Origin of the sequence: Burkholderia sp. NLJ2 (genome assembly GCF_049487195.1) — a bacterium.
Classification (GTDB): Bacteria; Pseudomonadota; Gammaproteobacteria; order Burkholderiales; family Burkholderiaceae; genus Burkholderia; species Burkholderia pyrrocinia.
The window spans coordinates 190,888-207,708 of the sequence record NZ_CP137810.1 but is presented as its reverse complement, the minus strand read 5'-3'; the positions used below and the strand labels follow the sequence as shown (position 1 = coordinate 207,708).

Annotated in this window: 18 protein-coding genes; 6 read left to right on the top strand and 12 right to left on the bottom strand. The window is 63.3% G+C overall.

What is annotated here, in order from left to right; translation table 11 throughout:
* The first annotated feature begins 251 nt into the window (after positions 1-251).
* Positions 252-497 carry a DUF4148 domain-containing protein gene (locus R9B84_RS23265; RefSeq protein ID WP_423762436.1) on the top strand — a complete coding sequence of 82 codons (246 nt, stop codon included), beginning with the start codon at positions 252-254 and terminating at the stop codon, positions 495-497.
* A gap of 94 nt (positions 498-591) precedes the next feature.
* Here R9B84_RS23265 and R9B84_RS23260 read toward each other — a convergent pair whose 3' ends face one another.
* Entirely contained in the window at positions 592-1,464 is an 873-nt protein-coding gene (locus R9B84_RS23260) for a LysR family transcriptional regulator (protein WP_423762435.1), read from the bottom strand.
* 139 nt (positions 1,465-1,603) lie between these two features.
* Here R9B84_RS23260 and R9B84_RS23255 point away from each other — a divergent pair, with 139 nt between their 5' ends.
* Positions 1,604-2,845 carry an MFS transporter gene (locus R9B84_RS23255; protein ID WP_423762434.1) on the top strand — a complete coding sequence of 414 codons (1,242 nt, stop codon included), beginning with the start codon at positions 1,604-1,606 and terminating at the stop codon, positions 2,843-2,845.
* A gap of 239 nt (positions 2,846-3,084) precedes the next feature.
* Here R9B84_RS23255 and R9B84_RS23250 read toward each other — a convergent pair whose 3' ends face one another.
* Positions 3,085-3,969: a LysR family transcriptional regulator gene (locus tag R9B84_RS23250; protein ID WP_423762433.1), complete on the bottom strand. Its 885-nt coding sequence runs from the start codon at positions 3,967-3,969 to the stop codon at positions 3,085-3,087.
* Between the two features lie 79 nt (positions 3,970-4,048).
* Here R9B84_RS23250 and R9B84_RS23245 point away from each other — a divergent pair, with 79 nt between their 5' ends.
* The 3 genes from R9B84_RS23245 (at position 4,049) to R9B84_RS23235 (ending at position 6,841) form a co-directional block, all read left to right on the top strand.
* The gene (locus R9B84_RS23245; protein WP_423762432.1) at positions 4,049-5,350 is read left to right on the top strand and encodes an aspartate aminotransferase family protein; all 1,302 of its coding nucleotides are present in this window, start codon (positions 4,049-4,051) and stop codon (positions 5,348-5,350) included.
* A gap of 181 nt (positions 5,351-5,531) precedes the next feature.
* Positions 5,532-6,389, top strand: coding sequence for an AraC family transcriptional regulator (locus R9B84_RS23240; RefSeq protein WP_423762431.1), 858 nt, complete (start codon positions 5,532-5,534; stop codon positions 6,387-6,389).
* 44 nt (positions 6,390-6,433) lie between these two features.
* A complete protein-coding gene (locus tag R9B84_RS23235) occupies positions 6,434-6,841 on the top strand; it encodes a DUF2000 family protein (protein WP_423762430.1) in 408 nt (135 codons plus the stop codon).
* A 27-nt stretch (positions 6,842-6,868) separates the two neighbouring features.
* Here the strand turns inward: R9B84_RS23235 and R9B84_RS23230 are convergent, their stop codons facing one another.
* The 8 genes from R9B84_RS23230 to R9B84_RS23195 all read right to left on the bottom strand — a co-directional run bounded on the left by R9B84_RS23230 (position 6,869) and on the right by R9B84_RS23195 (position 13,511).
* Positions 6,869-7,219, bottom strand: coding sequence for a VOC family protein (locus tag R9B84_RS23230; RefSeq protein WP_423762429.1), 351 nt, complete (start codon positions 7,217-7,219; stop codon positions 6,869-6,871).
* 85 nt (positions 7,220-7,304) lie between these two features.
* On the bottom strand, positions 7,305-7,751 hold the full coding sequence (locus R9B84_RS23225; protein ID WP_423762428.1) for a DNA-binding protein: 447 nt from the start codon (positions 7,749-7,751) through the stop codon (positions 7,305-7,307).
* Complete coding sequence (locus tag R9B84_RS23220) at positions 7,723-8,322, bottom strand: nucleotidyltransferase domain-containing protein (RefSeq protein WP_423762427.1); 600 nt, start codon at positions 8,320-8,322, stop codon at positions 7,723-7,725. The genes R9B84_RS23225 and R9B84_RS23220 overlap by 29 nt, the downstream gene beginning before the upstream one ends.
* A gap of 218 nt (positions 8,323-8,540) precedes the next feature.
* Positions 8,541-9,242: an ABC transporter ATP-binding protein gene (locus tag R9B84_RS23215; RefSeq protein WP_262545724.1), complete on the bottom strand. Its 702-nt coding sequence runs from the start codon at positions 9,240-9,242 to the stop codon at positions 8,541-8,543.
* The gene (gene livG, locus R9B84_RS23210) at positions 9,242-10,015 is read right to left on the bottom strand and encodes a high-affinity branched-chain amino acid ABC transporter ATP-binding protein LivG (RefSeq protein ID WP_065501344.1); all 774 of its coding nucleotides are present in this window, start codon (positions 10,013-10,015) and stop codon (positions 9,242-9,244) included. The genes R9B84_RS23215 and livG overlap by 1 nt, the downstream gene beginning before the upstream one ends.
* Complete coding sequence (locus R9B84_RS23205) at positions 10,012-11,283, bottom strand: high-affinity branched-chain amino acid ABC transporter permease LivM (protein ID WP_423762426.1); 1,272 nt, start codon at positions 11,281-11,283, stop codon at positions 10,012-10,014. The genes livG and R9B84_RS23205 overlap by 4 nt, the downstream gene beginning before the upstream one ends.
* Positions 11,284-11,294: 11 nt before the next feature.
* On the bottom strand, positions 11,295-12,221 hold the full coding sequence (gene livH, locus R9B84_RS23200) for a high-affinity branched-chain amino acid ABC transporter permease LivH (RefSeq protein ID WP_069748923.1): 927 nt from the start codon (positions 12,219-12,221) through the stop codon (positions 11,295-11,297).
* A gap of 171 nt (positions 12,222-12,392) precedes the next feature.
* Positions 12,393-13,511, bottom strand: coding sequence for a branched-chain amino acid ABC transporter substrate-binding protein (locus R9B84_RS23195; RefSeq protein WP_423762425.1), 1,119 nt, complete (start codon positions 13,509-13,511; stop codon positions 12,393-12,395).
* Positions 13,512-14,326: 815 nt separating this feature from the next.
* Between R9B84_RS23195 and R9B84_RS23190 the strand changes: the two genes are divergently transcribed.
* The gene (locus R9B84_RS23190; RefSeq protein WP_423762424.1) at positions 14,327-14,950 is read left to right on the top strand and encodes a hypothetical protein; all 624 of its coding nucleotides are present in this window, start codon (positions 14,327-14,329) and stop codon (positions 14,948-14,950) included.
* Between the two features lie 84 nt (positions 14,951-15,034).
* Here the strand turns inward: R9B84_RS23190 and R9B84_RS23185 are convergent, their stop codons facing one another.
* Both R9B84_RS23185 and R9B84_RS23180 read right to left on the bottom strand, forming a co-directional pair.
* A complete protein-coding gene (locus tag R9B84_RS23185) occupies positions 15,035-15,253 on the bottom strand; it encodes a hypothetical protein (RefSeq protein WP_065501341.1) in 219 nt (72 codons plus the stop codon).
* A gap of 596 nt (positions 15,254-15,849) precedes the next feature.
* Entirely contained in the window at positions 15,850-16,818 is a 969-nt protein-coding gene (locus R9B84_RS23180) for a hypothetical protein (RefSeq protein WP_423762423.1), read from the bottom strand.
* Positions 16,819-16,821 lie beyond the last annotated feature (3 nt).

Here is a 16,821-nt window from a genome sequence, read left to right as displayed (position 1 = left end):
GTCGGTCAGGACGCCCTTCGAACAAGCATGTCTTCGATCAGACGATGCTAGGTCATTTTCCTTCCTCCATGTCTCAAGCATTTCGATCGAACGGATCGATTTTTTCGAAATGACGTGCGCAGAACCAGAATTGCGCGCTTGAGCAATCATGTTTTACCAGCATCGGAATGCGGTCTCGGCTACACTGTTCTTACCGGTAGCTGACAAGAAGGTAGAGAGCGCCGCACGTAACTGCATCGGAGTAAATCATTATGGAATCCTTTATTAAAGCTTTCGCCATTGCGGCAATGATCGCCGTTCCCGTCGTGTCGTTCGCCCAACCGGAGAAGCCGGCGAAAACCCGTGCGGAGGTCCGCAACGAGCTCATTCAAATCGAACAGGCGGGTTATAAGCCGTCCATGGCCAGAAGCACGCAGTTCCCGGAAAACCTGCAGGCCGCCCAGGCACGCGTAGCAGCGTTGAACGGACAGAACGCGGGCCATCAGCCGGCACAGTGAGCGGCTCGTCGCCGTCGGGCAGTGCCACCCTCTGCCCACTGCACAAATGCAGGACGTTCGGCACGCCCGTTCTCCCCGCAGCGGCGGCCGGCAGCTAGGCCAGCAAAAGAAAATTGCGAACGACCGCCGACGGCTCGTCGCATCGCGACGCAATGGCCAGCCTTGCACGAAGCGCATTGCCCGCGAACGGCCGATAGACGACCCCGGCAACCTGCACCTGCGTAATCGCCTTCGGCACGACAGACACGCCGAGCCCGGCAGCGACCAGCGTCACCGCGGACGCAATCTGCGGCGCGGGTTGCGCCATCCGCGGCTCGAATCCTGCGGCGTTGCATGCGGCGACGATGTCGTCGAACAGCGCGCTGCCGGCTTCCCGCGGCACCTGCACGAACGACTCGTCGGCCAGCTCGGCCAGATCGATGCGCCGACGCTGCGCCAGCCGGTGCGCCACGGGCAGCGCGACGAACATCGGTTCCTCGTCCCAGTCGGATACCCGCAACGTCGTGGCAACACGGCGTTCCGGCCGCACGATCGCGACGTCGAGATGCCCGGCATCCAGCGCCTCCAGCAGGACGCGCGACGTCGCCTCCTGCAACGTCAGCTCGGCGTCCGGAAACGCCTCCCGAAAGCGGCGAATCAAATCCGACACTTTCGAATTGAACGCCGCCGTCCCGGTGAAGCCGACCCGCAAATGCCCGGTTTCGCCGCGTGCGGCCCGCCTTGCCGCCCGTGCCGCGCGCTCGGCATCGTCGAGCACGCGGCGCGCCTCTTCCGCGAAGACCTCGCCCGCCAGCGTCAGCTCGGCACCGCGCGCGGTCCGCTTGAACAGCTCCACGCCGAGTTCGCTCTCGAGCGCCTTGATCTGCTGGCTCAACGGCGGCTGCCCGATGCCGAGCGTTTCGGCCGCCTTGGTGAAATTCGACGTGGCCGCCACGGCCAGAAAGTATCGGAAATGTCGGAGTTCCATTCGCTAGGTGACCTCACGGTGAGCCGGGCCGGCTCGTCAGCCAGTGGTTAAACATATCGCTACGGTTTCTTTCATATATTGGACATATACATGACGGTACGCAAGAATTCAGGCATTCCGTCGCACATCGAGTGCACCCATGTCCTCCGCTTCGATTTCCCGATCCACGCCCGGCACGCAGAACGCCGCATCCGATGCGCTGCCTGCCGGCGTGTCCCCGCGCTCGGCCGCGTACAAGCGCATCGCGCTGGCGCTTTTCCTGGCCGGTTTTTCCACTTTCTCGCTGCTGTACTGCGTCCAGCCGCTGCTTCCCGCGTTCGCACGGGAGTTCGGGCTCGGCGCGGCATCGAGTTCGCTGTCGCTGTCGTTGTCGACCGGGATGCTGGCGGTGTCCATCTTGTGCGCCGGCGCACTGTCCGAACGCGTCGGACGACGCGGGCTGATGTTCGCGTCGATGACGCTGGCCGCCCTGTTCAACGTGTTCGCCGCGCTGTCGCCGAACTGGAACCTGCTGCTGGTCTGGCGTGCGCTCGAAGGTTTCGCGCTGGGCGGCGTCCCGGCGGTTGCAATGGCCTATCTCGCGGAAGAAATCGCGTCCGACGGGCTCGGTTTCTCGATGGGGCTCTATGTCGGCGGGACCGCGTTCGGCGGCATGATCGGACGGATCGGCATGAGTGCGCTGGAAGAACACTTCTCGTGGCGGACCGCGATGCTGACGATCGGCGTCGTCGATCTCGTCGCGGCGGTCGCCTTCGTGATGCTGCTGCCGCCATCGCGGCGCTTCGTGAAGCGCACCGATCTGACGCTGCGTCACCATGTTCGGCTGTGGAACGCGCAACTGCATCACGCCCGGCTCCCGTTCGTGTTCGCGATCGGCTTCCTGGTGATGGGCGCGTTCGTGACGATCTACAACTACGCGGGGTTCCGGCTCACGGCGGCCCCTTTCAACCTGAGCTCGACCGAGTGCGGCCTGATCTTCGGCGCCTACCTGTTCGGGATGGTGTCTTCGTCGAGCGCCGGCGCGCTCGCCGACCGTCTCGGACGCGCACCGGTGCTTGTCAGCGGCATCCTCGTATTCGCGGCGGGCCTCGCGCTGACGCTGTCGCATTCGCTCGCCGCGATCATCGTCGGCATCGTGCTCGTCACGATCGGCTTCTTCGTCGCCCATGCGGTCGCGAGCGGCTGGGTCGGCCACCTCGCGGGATCCGCGAAGGGGCACGCCGCTTCACTGTACCTGCTTGCGTACTATCTCGGGTCAAGCGTCCTCGGTTCGGTCGGCGGGTCGTTCTGGCAGCATGGCGCGTGGGCGGGGGTCGCCGCGTATGTCGCGGTGCTGCTCGCCGTCGGGCTGCTGGCTGCACGTCGATTGGCCCGCGCGTAACGGGTGCAGCGGGCTCTCCGCGCTTTGCGGTCAGTCGCCGCCTGCTGCATCGGCGCCGATTCCGATCCGGTCAATTAATATCAGGAAACCGAACCAAATATGCCGGGCATGCAGGTGAAGATCCGGATGCGCGATACGGCCGTGGATCTGAATGACCGCGCGCCTGCACAAACCTCATCGATGGTCGGCTGATTCGGAGCTGCGGAAAACGGCGGCGCGACGGTCACGCGCATCGCCCGTCACAACAACGGCAGCGTCAGCCGGATATGCTCGGCGAACACCGTCGTCAAATGCGACGGCCGTTTCCGGTCGAACCGCAGCGTAATGCCCACGGCCGGCAACGGCGGCAACCGCGGATCGCCGTTGACGATCGCCAGGTCGGCCGGCACGGCCGTCTGCGTCATCACCGCGAACGCCTGCCCTGAGCGCACCAGCGCGATCAGCCCCGCGAGGCTGCTGCTCGCATACGCGACACGATAATCGCGGCCGGCGCGATCCAGCGCTTCGCAAGCCGCGATGTGATCGAGCGTATCGCGATCGGACAGCGCGAGCGGCAACGGCTCGAAATGCGCGGGTTCGAGCCCCGGATAGCCGATCCAGACCAGTTGCTCGCGACGAATGATGTCGTCGCTCGCCCCGTCGTCCGGTAATGAAATCATCGCGAGATCGACCGCGCGTTTCTCGAGCTGTTCGAGCAGCCGCGGCGTCGGCCCGCAGACGATTTCAACGATCGCCTGCGGATGCTGGCTCGAAAACTGCCGCAGCAGCGACGGCAGAAACACCTCCGCGTAATCGTCCGGGCACCCGAACCGGATGGTCCCCGACAACCCCGTGCCGCACAGGTCGGCCATGGCCTCGTCGTGCAGCCGCAGGATGCGCTGCGCATGCACGAGCAGCCGCTCGCCCGGGTGCGTCAGCACCACGCCGCGGCCGGTGCGCTGGAACAGCGGCTGGTCGACGATCTCTTCGAGCCGCTTCATCTGCTGGCTGAGCGCGGACTGCGTCCGGCCGACGCGCGCGGCCGCGCGGCTGAGCGCGCGCACTTCGGCGATCACGACGAACGAACGCAGCAGGTCGATGTCGAGCGAGCGTCCCAAGGTATTAGCTCCTTTTCTACCTTGCATAAGAACTATTCGTTTCCATCAAACCAGACGCGCGCCTAGACTGCAAGCGATCCCTGCCCCTTTTGCCCGGAGAAGCCCGATGTCCCTGAACGACGACGCAACCTTCTGGCGCAACGCCAGGCAGCATCTGGTCCGCTACGGCGGCACGTTCGAGCCGATGATCATCGAGCGCGCGAAAGGCAGCTTCGTCTACGACGCGGACGGCCGCGCGATCCTCGATTTCACGTCGGGGCAGATGAGCGCGGTGCTCGGCCACAGCCATCCGGAGATCGTCTCCGTCATCGGCGAATACGCGGGCAAGCTCGACCACCTGTTCAGCGGGATGCTGTCGCGGCCGGTCGTCGATCTCGCGACGCGCCTCGCCGACATCACGCCCGACGGGCTCGACCGCGCGCTGCTGCTCAGCACCGGCGCGGAATCGAACGAAGCGGCGATCCGGATGGCGAAGCTCGTCACCGGCAAGTACGAGATCGTCGGTTTCGCGCAGTCGTGGCACGGGATGACGGGCGCGGCCGCATCGGCCACGTACAGCGCGGGCCGCAAGGGCGTCGGCCCGGCCGCCGTCGGCTCGTACGCGATTCCGGCGCCGTTCACGTACCGGCCGCGCTTCGAGCGCAACGGCGCCTACGACCCTCTCGCCGAACTCGACTACGCGTTCGACCTGATCGATCGCCAGTCGAGCGGCAACCTCGCGGCGTTCATCGCTGAGCCGATCCTCAGTTCGGGCGGGATCATCGAACTGCCGGAAGGCTATATGGCGGCGCTCAAGCGCAAGTGCGAGGAGCGCGGGATGCTGCTGATCCTCGACGAGGCGCAGACGGGCGTCGGGCGCACCGGCACGATGTTCGCGTGCCAGCACGACGGCGTGACGCCCGACATCCTGACGCTGTCGAAAACGCTCGGCGCCGGGCTGCCGCTCGCGGCCATCGTGACGTCCGCGGCGATCGAGGAACGCGCGCACGAGCTCGGTTACCTGTTCTATACGACGCACGTGTCGGATCCGCTGCCGGCGGCCGTCGGCCTGCGCGTGCTCGACGTGGTGCAGCGCGACGGGCTCGTCGCACGCGCGAACGCGATGGGCGACCGGCTCAGGCGCGGCCTGCTCGACCTGATGGAGCGGTTCGACTGCATCGGCGACGTGCGCGGACGCGGGCTGCTGCTCGGTGTCGAGATCGTCAAGGATCGCCGGACGAAAGAACCGGCGGACGGGCTCGGCGCGAAGATCACGCGCGAGTGCATGAACCTCGGGCTCAGCATGAACATCGTGCAGTTGCCCGGCATGGGCGGCGTGTTCCGGATCGCGCCGCCGCTGACCGTCAGCGAGGAAGAGATCGACCTCGGCTTGTCGCTGCTCGGACAGGCGATCGAACGCGCGCTGTAGCGGCACGCGGTAACACCCTTCCCCACATCGCGCAATCCGTCGCGCCGGTCCGACCGACCGGCGCGACGGATTCCCGCATCGCTTCTCGCACGATCACCGAACGAACCGCCCGCGCCTGCCACCGGCATCACGCGACCTGCGTACACTACCGGTCACGCAACGACGACGCGCGAGGCATCCAATGACGACTGCGACGAAAGACATCGGCACGCCCGACCACTGGCTCGTCGCGCGCCGCGATCAGGAAACCGGCATCGAAAGCCTGCATGCGCATTTCAACGGCCATGCCTACGACGCGCACGATCACGACGACATGCTGGTCGGCTTCACCGAACAGGGCGTCCAGCAATTCCAGTGCCACCGGTCGCTGCATACGAGCGTGCCCGGCCGCGCGATCCTGATCGAGCCGGGCGCGATGCACGACGGCCATGCGCCCGAAGCAGGCGGCTTCACCTACGGGATGCTGTATCTGCCGCAGGCATGGGTCGAGCGCGCGGCGCGCCGGCTGGATTTGCCGGGCCTCGGCGGCGTCGAGGCCGCGTTCGGCCATACGCTCGTCGACAACCGCGGCCTCGTCGACGCGATCAGGCAGGCGTTTCTCGCGATCCACGGTAACGAGGGCCGACTCGCGCGCGACCAGACGCTCGACCGCCTGCTGACGCGACTCGGCGGCGAACTGCGCGGCACGCTCGCGCTGGAAGGCGGTGTCGTGCCGCCCGCGATCGCGCGCGTTCGCGATCTGCTGCATGCGCAGATGGACGGCAACCTCGGGCTCGACGAACTCGCCAGCGTCGCCGGGATCGACCGGTTCCGGCTGACCCGGCTGTTTCAGCGCGCGTTCGGCACGTCGCCGCACGCGTATCTGGTGCGCTTGAGGTTGCGTGCCGCGCGTCGGCTGCTGGCGGCCGGCCGCACGCCCGCGCAGGCGGCCGCGGACGTCGGCTTCGCCGACCAGAGCCATCTGGGCCGCTGGTTCCGCCGCGCGTACCGGATCACCCCGGCCGCCTACCGGCAAATGTGCACAAACGTTCCAGACTGATCGCACGCGGCATCCGATCATGAGTGCCCCAATGAGGAGCAAGCATGTTCGATACGAAAGTGGCACTGATCGTGCGCGACGATCTCGCGGCGTGGCAGAAACTCAATGTCGTCGCGTTTCTCGCGACGGGCGTCGCGGCCGGCGCGCCCGAAGCGCTCGGCGAGCCTTATGAGGATGCGGCCGGAAATCGCTACGCCAGGATGTTCGGCCAGCCGATGCTGGTGTTCGCGGCCGATTTGAACGGATTGCAGGCCGCGCACCGGCAGGCGCTGTCGCGCGAACTCTCGATCGTGCCTTACGTGCGCGCGATGTTTTCCACCGGGCACGACGCGGCCAACCGCGAGGTGTTTCGCGCCGAGGATGCGGTAAATCTGGATCTGGTCGGGCTGGCGTTGCACGGGCCGAAGAAGGCCGTGGACAAGGCGGTGAAAGGGCTGGCGTTGCATGCATGAACGCCGGTTCGAACCCGACGCTTCAGGTCAGCGATGCGCCAGCACGTTGACAAGCTTGCTGAGCGGATCGCGCACGTAAAAGCGCCGAACGCCCCACGGCTCGTCGACCGGGCCGTATTCGACCGGAACGCCCGCCGCATGCACGCGCGCGAGCGCTTCGTCGAGATCGTCGACCTCGATCGACAGGTCGGGCGTCGGCGTGCCCGATCCGCCTTGCGATGCGAAGCTGATCTGCACATCCATCTGCTCGGCATTACCGTAGGTTGCGATCCAGCCGTGATCCATCAGCAAGTCGAGACCGAAGATCTGCTGATAGAAACGCTTCGCGTCGTCGACCGACTGCGTATCGATATTGGCGACGATTCGTTTGACCTTCATCGGTTGTCTCCTCGAGTCGTGTCACGAGAATTGCCCGAGGTCGCAGTCGAAACCCAGGCACGATGGCGCTTCAGAACCGCCGTAGCTATTGCGCTTCCAGCAACTCGCGTTTGTTCGTCGTCAACCACGTCTTCACGTCGATCATGAGCGCCGTCGCACTGGCAAAACACTCATTTACCGCGGACGCTTGAACCACCTCCCCGGAGTAATCCGACAGATTGCGCTGCTTGCGCAGCGCGTCGAGCACGATCATGCGATCGACCGGCAGGCCGATCGTCTGCGGAAGCGTCTGGATCGCTGTCTGGTGATGTCCCGGTCGGCTCGTCATCGTGCGAAAGCCATTCGCGTGCAACGCCAGCATCGCAAGTTGCATGATCGCCTTATAGGCCGCGTCAAAGCGGTTTTCGTTGCTCAATCCCTCGAGTTGCGCATCCGCCAGATTTCGCTCCGCAGCAGCCAGCAGCCGCGTCGCTTGTTCCCGGTCCGGCTGGACCACGTCGAGGCTAACGCCGAGTAAGTTCTGCAAGGTCATCGTCGCTACCGATCAAGAAGATCTTGGGTTTTCCAAGCACGTCCCGCAAGAATGCGTCTTGCCGGTCGACACCGGCACGAAACTCGTCGGACGACAGTACTTGGGGATTGATATCCCGCCCCAATGTCGCTTGAGCATCGTAAAGCATTCCTACCACCGCAGCGAACCCGACCGAACCGATCACCATCACGTCGACATCGCTGTCCGCCGTCTCCTGGCCGCGCGCGACCGAGCCGAATACGAACGCCACGGCGATTTGCTCGGCGCAAGGCAGCAGTGCTTCAGCCAGCACGTCACCCATGCCCGAGGTCTTTCGCATGATCGAAGCCAGCTCCTCATAGATCGGACAGCTTCGATTGGCGCGATAAACAACCTGATTTCCCTGTCGATCACGGCTCAAGATGCCAGCTTCGGCCAGTTTGCTCAGTTCCTTGTGCAGGGTACCGGGGGTTGTGCCCGTCAAACGGGCAATTTCGCGAACGTGTAACGCCTGATCAGGCCGCAACAGGAGCAGGCCCAGCACACGGCGCCGGTAGTCGCTAAATAGGGTCGAGGCAATGGATCGTAGCATGATTGGCTACGATTGTAGCCGAATTGGCTACGAGATATCGTCCCGACGAATGCTCTTGTCAGTCCGGATCGGCAAGTTAAATGTAGCCGATTCGGCTACGATCGAAGCTGGATCGGCTACACATTTCCTGCAAACCTGTGTTCCAAAGCGTCACAAGAAGAAGACGCCAATCAGATCAGCGGCGCCGCCGGCCCATTGCAGGCCGGCGACCTCCCTCATCAACCGCCGAGGTACGCCTGCTTGATCCGGTCGTTCGCGAGCAAATTCGCGCCCGTATCGGCGAGCACCACCCTCCCCGTTTCGAGCACATATCCGCGATCGGCCACACCCAGCGCCTTGTTCGCGTTCTGCTCGACCAGGAACACCGTGACACCTTCGTCGCGGATCGTCCGGATGATGTCGAAGATCTGCGCGATCACGAGCGGCGCGAGGCCGAGCGTCGGTTCGTCGAGCAGCAGCAAGCGCGGCTTGCTCATCAGCGCACGGCCGATCGCCAGCATCTGCTGCTCGCCGCCCGACATCGTGCCGGCCCGTTGCGTCGCACGCTCCTTCAAGCGCGGAAACAGCTTGAACACGTGCTCGATACCGTCGTCGATCTCGTGACGGCTCGCGAAGAAGCCGCCCATCTTCAGGTTCTCGAGCACCGTCAAACTCGGAAACACGCGCCGCCCTTCCGGCGAAATCGCCATCCCCTGCCGCATGATCTGGTGCGTCGACATCGCGGTGATGTCCTTGCCCTCGAACATCACACGGCCCGACGACGCGCGCGGCGTGCCGCACACGGTCATCATCAGCGTCGTCTTGCCGGCGCCGTTGCTGCCGATCAGCGTGACGATCTCGCCCTTGTTCACCTCGATCGACACGCCCGCGAGCGCCTCGACCGCGCCGTAGTGCGTATGGACCTGTTCCAGCTTCAACATCACTCTTCCCCCAGATACGCCTTGATCACGCGCGGGTCGTTGCGGACCGCTTCCGGCGTGCCGATCACGATCGGCCGGCCGTGCTCCATCACGAGGATGCGGTCCGACACGCCCATCACGAGGCTCATGTCGTGTTCGATCAGCAGCACCGACACGCCGAACTCGCGGCGCAGCTTGTCGATCAGGTGCTGCAGCTCGATCTTCTCCTGCGGGTTGAGGCCGGCCGCCGGCTCGTCGAGCATCAGCAAACGCGGCTCGGTGATCATGCAGCGCGCGATCTCCAGACGCCGCTGGTGCCCGTACGACAGCGTGCCGGCCGGCCGGTTGGCGACCGACTTCAGCCCCATCCGGTCGAGCCACACGGCCGCGCGTTCGAGCGCTTCCTTCTCGGCGCGGCGATACGCGGGCGTCGAGAACAGGCCGGGCAGCAGCCCCGCCTTCACCTTGCGGTGCTGCGCGACGAGCAGGTTCTCGACGACCGTCAGCGACTTGAACAGGCGGATGTTCTGGAACGTGCGCACCAGCCCCTTCACCGCGATCTTGTGGCTCGGCAACCCCGCGATCGGGTGACCGTCGAGCACGACGTCGCCGCCGGTCGGCTTGTAGAAGCCGCCGACGCAGTTGAACACCGTGGTCTTGCCCGCGCCGTTCGGCCCGATGATCGCGAACACCTCGTCGCGGCGCACGTCGAAATCGATGCCGTCCACCGCGAGCAACCCGCCGAAGCGCATCTGCAGCCCGGCGACCTTCAACAGTTCTGCATTCGCGCTCATTGCGGCAGCTCCACGTGGGGACGGCTCGCGGGCAGCAGGCCCTGCGGACGCCACATCATCATCAACACCATCACCAGACCGAAAATCAGCATCCGGTACTCCGCGAAGCCGCGCGCGACTTCCGGCAGCACGGTCAGCAGGATCGCCGCGAGAATCACGCCGAGCTGCGAGCCCATCCCGCCGAGCACGACGATCGCGAGGATCAGCGCCGATTCGATGAAGGTGAACGATTCAGGATTCACGAGGCCCTGGCGCGCCGCGAAGAACGCGCCGCCGATGCCCGCGAACGCCGCGCCGAGCGTGAACGCCGACAGCTTGATGCGCGTCGGGTTGAGACCCAGCGAGCGGCACGCGATCTCGTCGTCGCGCAGCGCTTCCCACGCACGGCCCATCGGCATGCGGATCAGGCGGCTCGTCACGAACAGCGTGAAGCCGACCAGCACCAGCGCGATCAGGTACAGGAAGATCACCATGTGCTCGCCGCTGTATTCCAGCCCGATCAGTTCATGGAAGGTCTTCGCGCCTTCGACGCTCGCCGAGCGCGCCATCTCGAAGCCGAACACCGTCGGCTTCGCGATGCCCGAGATGCCGTCCGGGCCGCCGGTGAGGCTCGTCAGGTTGTTCGCGAGCAGGCGGATGATTTCGCCGAAGCCGAGCGTGACGATCGCGAGATAGTCGCCGCGCAGCCGCAGCACCGGGAAGCCGAGCAGGAAGCCGAACGTCGCCGCCGCGATCGCGGCGAGCGGCAGGCATTCCCAGAACGACAGCCCGAAGTACTGGTTCAGCATCGCGTACGTATAGCCGCCGACCGCGTAGAACCCGACATAGCCGAGATCGAGCAGCCCCGCGAACCCGACCACGATGTTCAGCCCGAGGCCGAGGATCACGTAGATCAGCGCGAGCGTCGCGACATCCACCGCGCCGCGCGAACCGAAGAACGGCCACACGAGCCCGACCGCGAGCAGCACCCACACGACCACGCGCTGCTGCTGTGCGCCCATCGCGGGCATCGCCGGCAGCTTCACCGCCGATTTCGCGCGCACGAGCCACGGCTTGAACAACTGGAACAGGAACACGGCCGCGACCGCGATCCACACCGGCCGCCAGTGCGGCGTGAGCACGACCTGGTAGCCGTCGAGCTTCAGCTGCAGGCCGAGCACGGGAATCGTGAGGATCGCCGTCAGGAGCGCGGCGGCCATGGCATTTTTCAGCGCCTGGCCGAACGAAGCGTCGGCGGCCGGGCGGCGAACGGAAATGACTGTACTCATCTGCGTCTCCGTCAAACCTTTTCGATGTCCGACTTGCCGAGCAGGCCGGTCGGGCGGAACAGCAGGATCAGCACGAGCAGGCCGAACGCGACGACGTCCTTGTACTCGGCCGGCATGTAGCCTGCGGCGAAGGTTTCTGCGAGGCCCAGCAGCACGCCGCCGAGCATCGCGCCCGGGATGCTGCCGATCCCGCCGAGCACCGCGGCGGTGAACGCCTTGATGCCCGCGACGAAGCCGATATACGGATTCAGCTTGCCGATCGTCAGCCCGATCAGCACGCCGCCGACGGCGGCCAGCATCGCGCCGAGCACGAATGTGAACGAGATCACGCGGTTCGTGTCGATGCCGAGCAGGTTCGCCATCTTCATGTCCTCGGCGCACGCGCGGCACGCACGGCCCATCCGCGAGTGCCCGATGAACAGCGTGAGCGCGATCATCAGCACCACCGTCACGCAAACGATCATCAGCCGCGAATACGGGATGGTCACGTCGAAGTCGCCGCCGAGATGAATGTCGAACGCGCCGGAGATCAGCACGGGCACGGACACGTCGCGCGCGCCCTGGCCGATCTGCACGTAGTTCTGCAGGAAGATCGACATGCCGATTGCGGAGATCAGCGGCACGAGGCGCGGGCCGCCGCGCAGCGGCCGATACGCGACGCGCTCGACCGCGAAGCCGTACAGGCCGGTGACGATCACCGACACGATCAGTGCGGCGCCGAGCACGAGCGGCAGCGGATAGCCGGCGGAGATGCCAATGGCGGTCAGGGTCACGAGGCCCACGTACGCGCCGATCATGTAGATCTCGCCGTGGGCGAAGTTGATCATGCCGATGATGCCGTAGACCATCGAATAGCCGATGGCGATCAGCGCATAGATCGCACCCAGCGTCAGGCCGTTGACCAGCTGCTGGGCGAATTGCGGAAAGAAGTCAGTCATGTGCGGGAAGCTCCCGTTGGCGCCGCGTCGCGTGCCGCGCCGGATCACGGCTGCGGCCGCGCGCAACGCACGGTGTCGTCTCGGGCCGCCCGTTGGCCGCGGAACGGCCAAATGCGCACGCGCTCCGCCCGGGTGACGGGCAGAGCGGGTGCGCGGGGCGGGTACTCCGTATTACTTGGCGGCGGTCTTCGTCGCGTCCTTGTGCCACGTGTACACGACGAACTTGAACGCCTTCAGGTCGCCCTGCGCGTCATACGACACCTTGCCGATCGGCGTGTCGAACGTCGTCTTGTGCATGTACGCGGCGACCTTGGTCGGGTCGGTCGTCTTCGCGCCTGCGATCGCGTCGGCGATGATCTTCACCGCTGCGTACGACGGCATCTGGAACGGGCCGTTCGGGTCGCGCTTCTTGTCCGCGAACGCCTTCACGAGCGCCGCATTCGACGGGTCCGCCGAGAAGTCGGCCGGCAGCGTGACGAGCATGCCTTCCGAAGCCGGGCCGGCGATCGCCGTCACGTCCTTGTTGCCCACGCCTTCAGGGCCCATGAACGTGGCCTTCACGCCCTGCTCGCGCGCCTGGCGCATCAGCAGGCCCATTTCCGGGTGGTAGCCGCCGAAGTAGACGAAATCGACGCCTTGCGACTTCAGCTTCGTGATGATCGCCGAGTAGTCCGAATCGCCGGCGTTGATGCCTTCGAACAGCACGACCGGGATCTTCGCGGCTTCGAGGTCCTTCTTCACCGACGACGCGATGCCCTGGCCGTACGACTGCTTGTCGTGCAGGACGGCGACCTTCTTCGGCTTCACGTTGTTGATGATGAAGTGCGCGGCGGCCGGGCCTTGCTGGTCGTCACGGCCGATCGTGCGGAAGATGAAGTGACGCTTCTTGCCTTCGGTCAGCTGCGGCGCGGTGGCCGACGGCGTGACCATCACGATGCCTTCGTTCTCGTAGATGTCGGATGCGGGGATCGTCGAACCCGAGCACACGTGGCCGATCACGTACTTGATCTTCTGGCTGACGATCTTGTTCGCGACGGCGACGGCCTGCTTTGGTTCGCATGCGTCGTCCATCAGCACGACTTCGAACTTGTTGCCGCCCGCACCGCCTGCCGCGTTGATCTGCTCGATCGCGGTCAGCGCGCCGGCCTTCACCATGTCGCCGTATTGGGCGACCGAGCCGCTCATCGGACCAGCGATGGCGATCTTCACGGTTTCCGCTTGCGCGGCGGCGGCGCCCGCGGCGAACAGCACGGCGGCGACGGAAATGGACGTAAGACGGGACAGCGTCATCTGGGAGCTCCTCGATGTTGTTTAGTCATACGGGCAAAGGCGGCATGACTTGCGCAATCGAACAGCACCCGGGGCGAGGACATGGGACACGCCCGAGACACATAGAAGACGGAACTCCAGCGGAATGTTGCGTAGCGGGGCCCGGCTCTTGCAGTCCCCGAAGGGGACGTCTGGTTCGGAAAGACATCATCGTGATGCGTCTTGCATTGCGCAAGCGTTTCGCCTGCCCCGCTTGCCAAACCGCTTGATCGGAGGGATGGTCCGACAGCCGTTGGCAAGGCAGTCGAAATTATATGGGCGTTTTTCAATCGTCTGTCAAAAATGCCGGTTGAATGAGGGAAAACACGTAGGGATTCGGTGACAGTCGGTAGCAATGTCGGCGCAACCTTGGGGGCGCGAGAACGCTTGCTGGTGGTGCAATTTGGTTGCTATCGGTGAGGCGCTTCTGACGCTGTGCCTTGTCGGGATTGGGATCTAGTGGTAGGCGATCTTGTGAGGTGTGTGTCGGGGCGGGTAAAGGGTCGCATCGTCGTACTTCAATCGACTGATGATTGGTTGGGTGGGCACCATTGCAGTGCGTTGGGTGCGGCTGCTCAAACCTACTGTTTTCCGACGGTTTTCGTTACACAGAAAGGTTATCGTTATTAATATGAAATAATACGGATTCGCCTCTGCAATCCAGCCAGCCTTCCTCCGAGTCGCGTCCGCCGCGCCTCGGAGCCGCTTCAGGGCCGCTTCGGCGCCCGCCCGTCGCCCAGCCGCCAGCCAGTGATCTGCCGTTTTTTTCATTGCACATCACCTGATTTGGATCGCTGATGAATCATCCCTTCCGTCTTTCTTCCGCCGCCGCGTTTGCGTGTGCGCTTTCTGTTTCCGCAGCCGATGCTTCAGGTCGCGATACGCTGGTCGATCGGTCGGCCGGGGCTAATGTGTTTCGCTCGGAGCGGCGTGCTGCTGCTCGTGATGATGGGCATGCGGCACGTATGAACCGCCGCCGCGTGCAGTACGCTGCGCCCGTGGAACGTACTCCGTTCGATACGCCGGATACGCGGCCGCTGAGCGTGTCGGGCGATACGCTTGTGGCACCGCCGCCTTCGTCGGAGCACGAACCCGATTTGGTATTGCCCGCGAATCGCGTTGCGCTCGGCGCCGGTGGGAGCGATAGTTTTGGCCGCGCGGTGCCCGGATACGAACAGCGCCAGCAGAACTGGAATGAATACCTGCGCGCTAACGGCTCGCGGCCGGCTGGTAGTGGCAGCTCGTATGCGCCACAGCGCCCGTACGATGCCGCGCGTGGTCCGCATGGCACACCGAATCCGTACGATCCGTCGGTGCCGCAACCGGAGACGCGGACTTTCTACGACGACGGCGCGGGCTCACGTTGCACAGCTACTGGCGGTGCGGGGACGTGGCGGTCGTCTTGCAATATCGACTGGTGATGCGTTGGGGCGGCTGGTAGCAGCAGCCCTACCCGGCGCGCTGCGCGACTTCGCGCAGCGCGGCCGCATCTTGCGGCGTTGCCTTTACAACTGCGTGATGATCAGCCGGCCAGGCTCAATATCGATTCGCGCCTTTCGGCCCGGGACAAAACACGCATCGCTGATCAACCACATTCCACCAATCTTCATGTACGGATAGAACTTCTCAGGCTTGAGGTCGGTTTTCGGCGTACCCCACATTTCCTGGATCGTTACGAAACGTTCCGTCTTCGGTGGTCGTGCTTTATGATTCGGCTTAGCCATGGGCAACTCTCCTATAGTTGGCTGTGGTTAGCGGGTCGTGAGTGTTGGTAGCACTTGCGGCCCGCGCTCGTTTACTGCGGCGGTTTGATGGTTCGGATTCCTCCTCTGTTGGTGGTTCGATGGAAATGGGGCTTCGACGTTCGGGTCAGGACGTGCGACGTATCCATCCGCGCGCGCGATCATCATCAGCGGGGCATTGCTTATTAGACAGTGTTTGTTGCATGGACACACGTTAGCCGTTAGTTATAGGCAGACAATGAGGTCAATGCTCACGGCCATTGCGAGAGTTGATGGCGAACGTCGATCTGTCACAGTGAGCGATTGATCAGAACTTGACGCTTCGAAACAGTTCTATTGGATCAGACGAACTGTATGAGTTCGTCTCGATACGGATGCGACTGCTGCTCACTCTTTGTTGTCGTTCGGGGCACCGGAATTGCTTGCGGGTGATGTCCGGTTTCAGCATCTCACTCAGACTGCTATCGACTGCGGATTCAACCCGGAGCGGACGTTCGCGCCCGATGAAATACCGCTCACTGTCAATACAACGACCCATTCCATTTTTTGTACGAGTGGCTCTCTTGCACGCGAGTCGGCTACGCAGAAGACTTACCGTGCGTTGGCACCTCAACCTCTGTAATAAATGCGGGTTCGTCAGAGAGTTCGTAGTCGCGTGAAAACGTGTATTGCTGCGGAAACTTCCCGTTGAGTTTAACAAACGAATATTTTCCCAGATCTGCATTGACGACGTGATTCCATGCGAAATATTGACCATTTTTTCTAAAAATCTCTCGCCCCACAAGCACTGACTGGCTTGCATCAAAACCAATCATCATGCACTCTCGCACGTCCGCCGGGAAATTTATATTGTAGTCAAACGAGCGTGGAACGTTATACCCCAATTCCTTACTAATCCCGTTTGTTAATTCGTGAATATCATGAAACGACTTGTCGCAAAATTGGAAAACATTTTTCCCTTGTGTATACGAGAACTTTCGAAGAGATTTTTCATGGGGATTGTCTGGCAAGTAAATCATCAGTTCCGAAGTATCCGCATTCCTCTTGATCCATGCATGCCGGGCAACCAGTCCGAAGTGCTGATCAACGTCGCGATAGGCCTTGACCTCTCTTCCGCTAGCACTCCAATAGTCCTGTATTAACGTAACAAACGGGTTTGGAAGCTTATGCTTGCTCGGATTCTTTACGAAATCACTCATGCTACTGGGTAGACTCTTTCCTAGTTTCTGCCCCAAGAGATCCATGAGTGCGTTCTGGCAAAGTCGCTGACTTAAGAGGGTAGTAGAGAACGTCGAAAAGACTTCAAACATTCCAGGTGAGTCAAACAGTATTTCATCGTCCGTGCAATTTGTTTCACCGGAAAACGCGAAAAACTGTTCTAGGCACTCGTCGCGCAGATAGTGCAATTTTTCGAGCGAGTAAACCATTAGACCAATGCGGTGTGCCATGACGACATGATTTTGGTCTGCACAATTCCCATCTTCATGCCACGCGGCATAGTGTCTAAATAGGCCAGCTCTGTTCACGAGATCAAGGCGAAATGTCATCTA

What these genes read in the sequence shown, in the direction of transcription:
- R9B84_RS23265 (WP_423762436.1), top strand. Translation starts at nt 252, where the DNA reads ATGGAATCCTTTATTAAAGCTTTCGCCATTGCGGCAATGATCGCCGTT.
- R9B84_RS23260 (WP_423762435.1), bottom strand. Translation starts at nt 1,464, where the DNA reads ATGGAACTCCGACATTTCCGATACTTTCTGGCCGTGGCGGCCACGTCG.
- R9B84_RS23255 (WP_423762434.1), top strand. Translation starts at nt 1,604, where the DNA reads ATGTCCTCCGCTTCGATTTCCCGATCCACGCCCGGCACGCAGAACGCC.
- R9B84_RS23250 (WP_423762433.1), bottom strand. Translation starts at nt 3,969, where the DNA reads ATGCAAGGTAGAAAAGGAGCTAATACCTTGGGACGCTCGCTCGACATC.
- R9B84_RS23245 (WP_423762432.1), top strand. Translation starts at nt 4,049, where the DNA reads ATGTCCCTGAACGACGACGCAACCTTCTGGCGCAACGCCAGGCAGCAT.
- R9B84_RS23240 (WP_423762431.1), top strand. Translation starts at nt 5,532, where the DNA reads ATGACGACTGCGACGAAAGACATCGGCACGCCCGACCACTGGCTCGTC.
- R9B84_RS23235 (WP_423762430.1), top strand. Translation starts at nt 6,434, where the DNA reads ATGTTCGATACGAAAGTGGCACTGATCGTGCGCGACGATCTCGCGGCG.
- R9B84_RS23230 (WP_423762429.1), bottom strand. Translation starts at nt 7,219, where the DNA reads ATGAAGGTCAAACGAATCGTCGCCAATATCGATACGCAGTCGGTCGAC.
- R9B84_RS23225 (WP_423762428.1), bottom strand. Translation starts at nt 7,751, where the DNA reads ATGACCTTGCAGAACTTACTCGGCGTTAGCCTCGACGTGGTCCAGCCG.
- R9B84_RS23220 (WP_423762427.1), bottom strand. Translation starts at nt 8,322, where the DNA reads ATGCTACGATCCATTGCCTCGACCCTATTTAGCGACTACCGGCGCCGT.
- R9B84_RS23215 (WP_262545724.1), bottom strand. Translation starts at nt 9,242, where the DNA reads ATGTTGAAGCTGGAACAGGTCCATACGCACTACGGCGCGGTCGAGGCG.
- livG (WP_065501344.1), bottom strand. Translation starts at nt 10,015, where the DNA reads ATGAGCGCGAATGCAGAACTGTTGAAGGTCGCCGGGCTGCAGATGCGC.
- R9B84_RS23205 (WP_423762426.1), bottom strand. Translation starts at nt 11,283, where the DNA reads ATGAGTACAGTCATTTCCGTTCGCCGCCCGGCCGCCGACGCTTCGTTC.
- livH (WP_069748923.1), bottom strand. Translation starts at nt 12,221, where the DNA reads ATGACTGACTTCTTTCCGCAATTCGCCCAGCAGCTGGTCAACGGCCTG.
- R9B84_RS23195 (WP_423762425.1), bottom strand. Translation starts at nt 13,511, where the DNA reads ATGACGCTGTCCCGTCTTACGTCCATTTCCGTCGCCGCCGTGCTGTTC.
- R9B84_RS23190 (WP_423762424.1), top strand. Translation starts at nt 14,327, where the DNA reads ATGAATCATCCCTTCCGTCTTTCTTCCGCCGCCGCGTTTGCGTGTGCG.
- R9B84_RS23185 (WP_065501341.1), bottom strand. Translation starts at nt 15,253, where the DNA reads ATGGCTAAGCCGAATCATAAAGCACGACCACCGAAGACGGAACGTTTC.
- R9B84_RS23180 (WP_423762423.1), bottom strand. Translation starts at nt 16,818, where the DNA reads ATGACATTTCGCCTTGATCTCGTGAACAGAGCTGGCCTATTTAGACAC.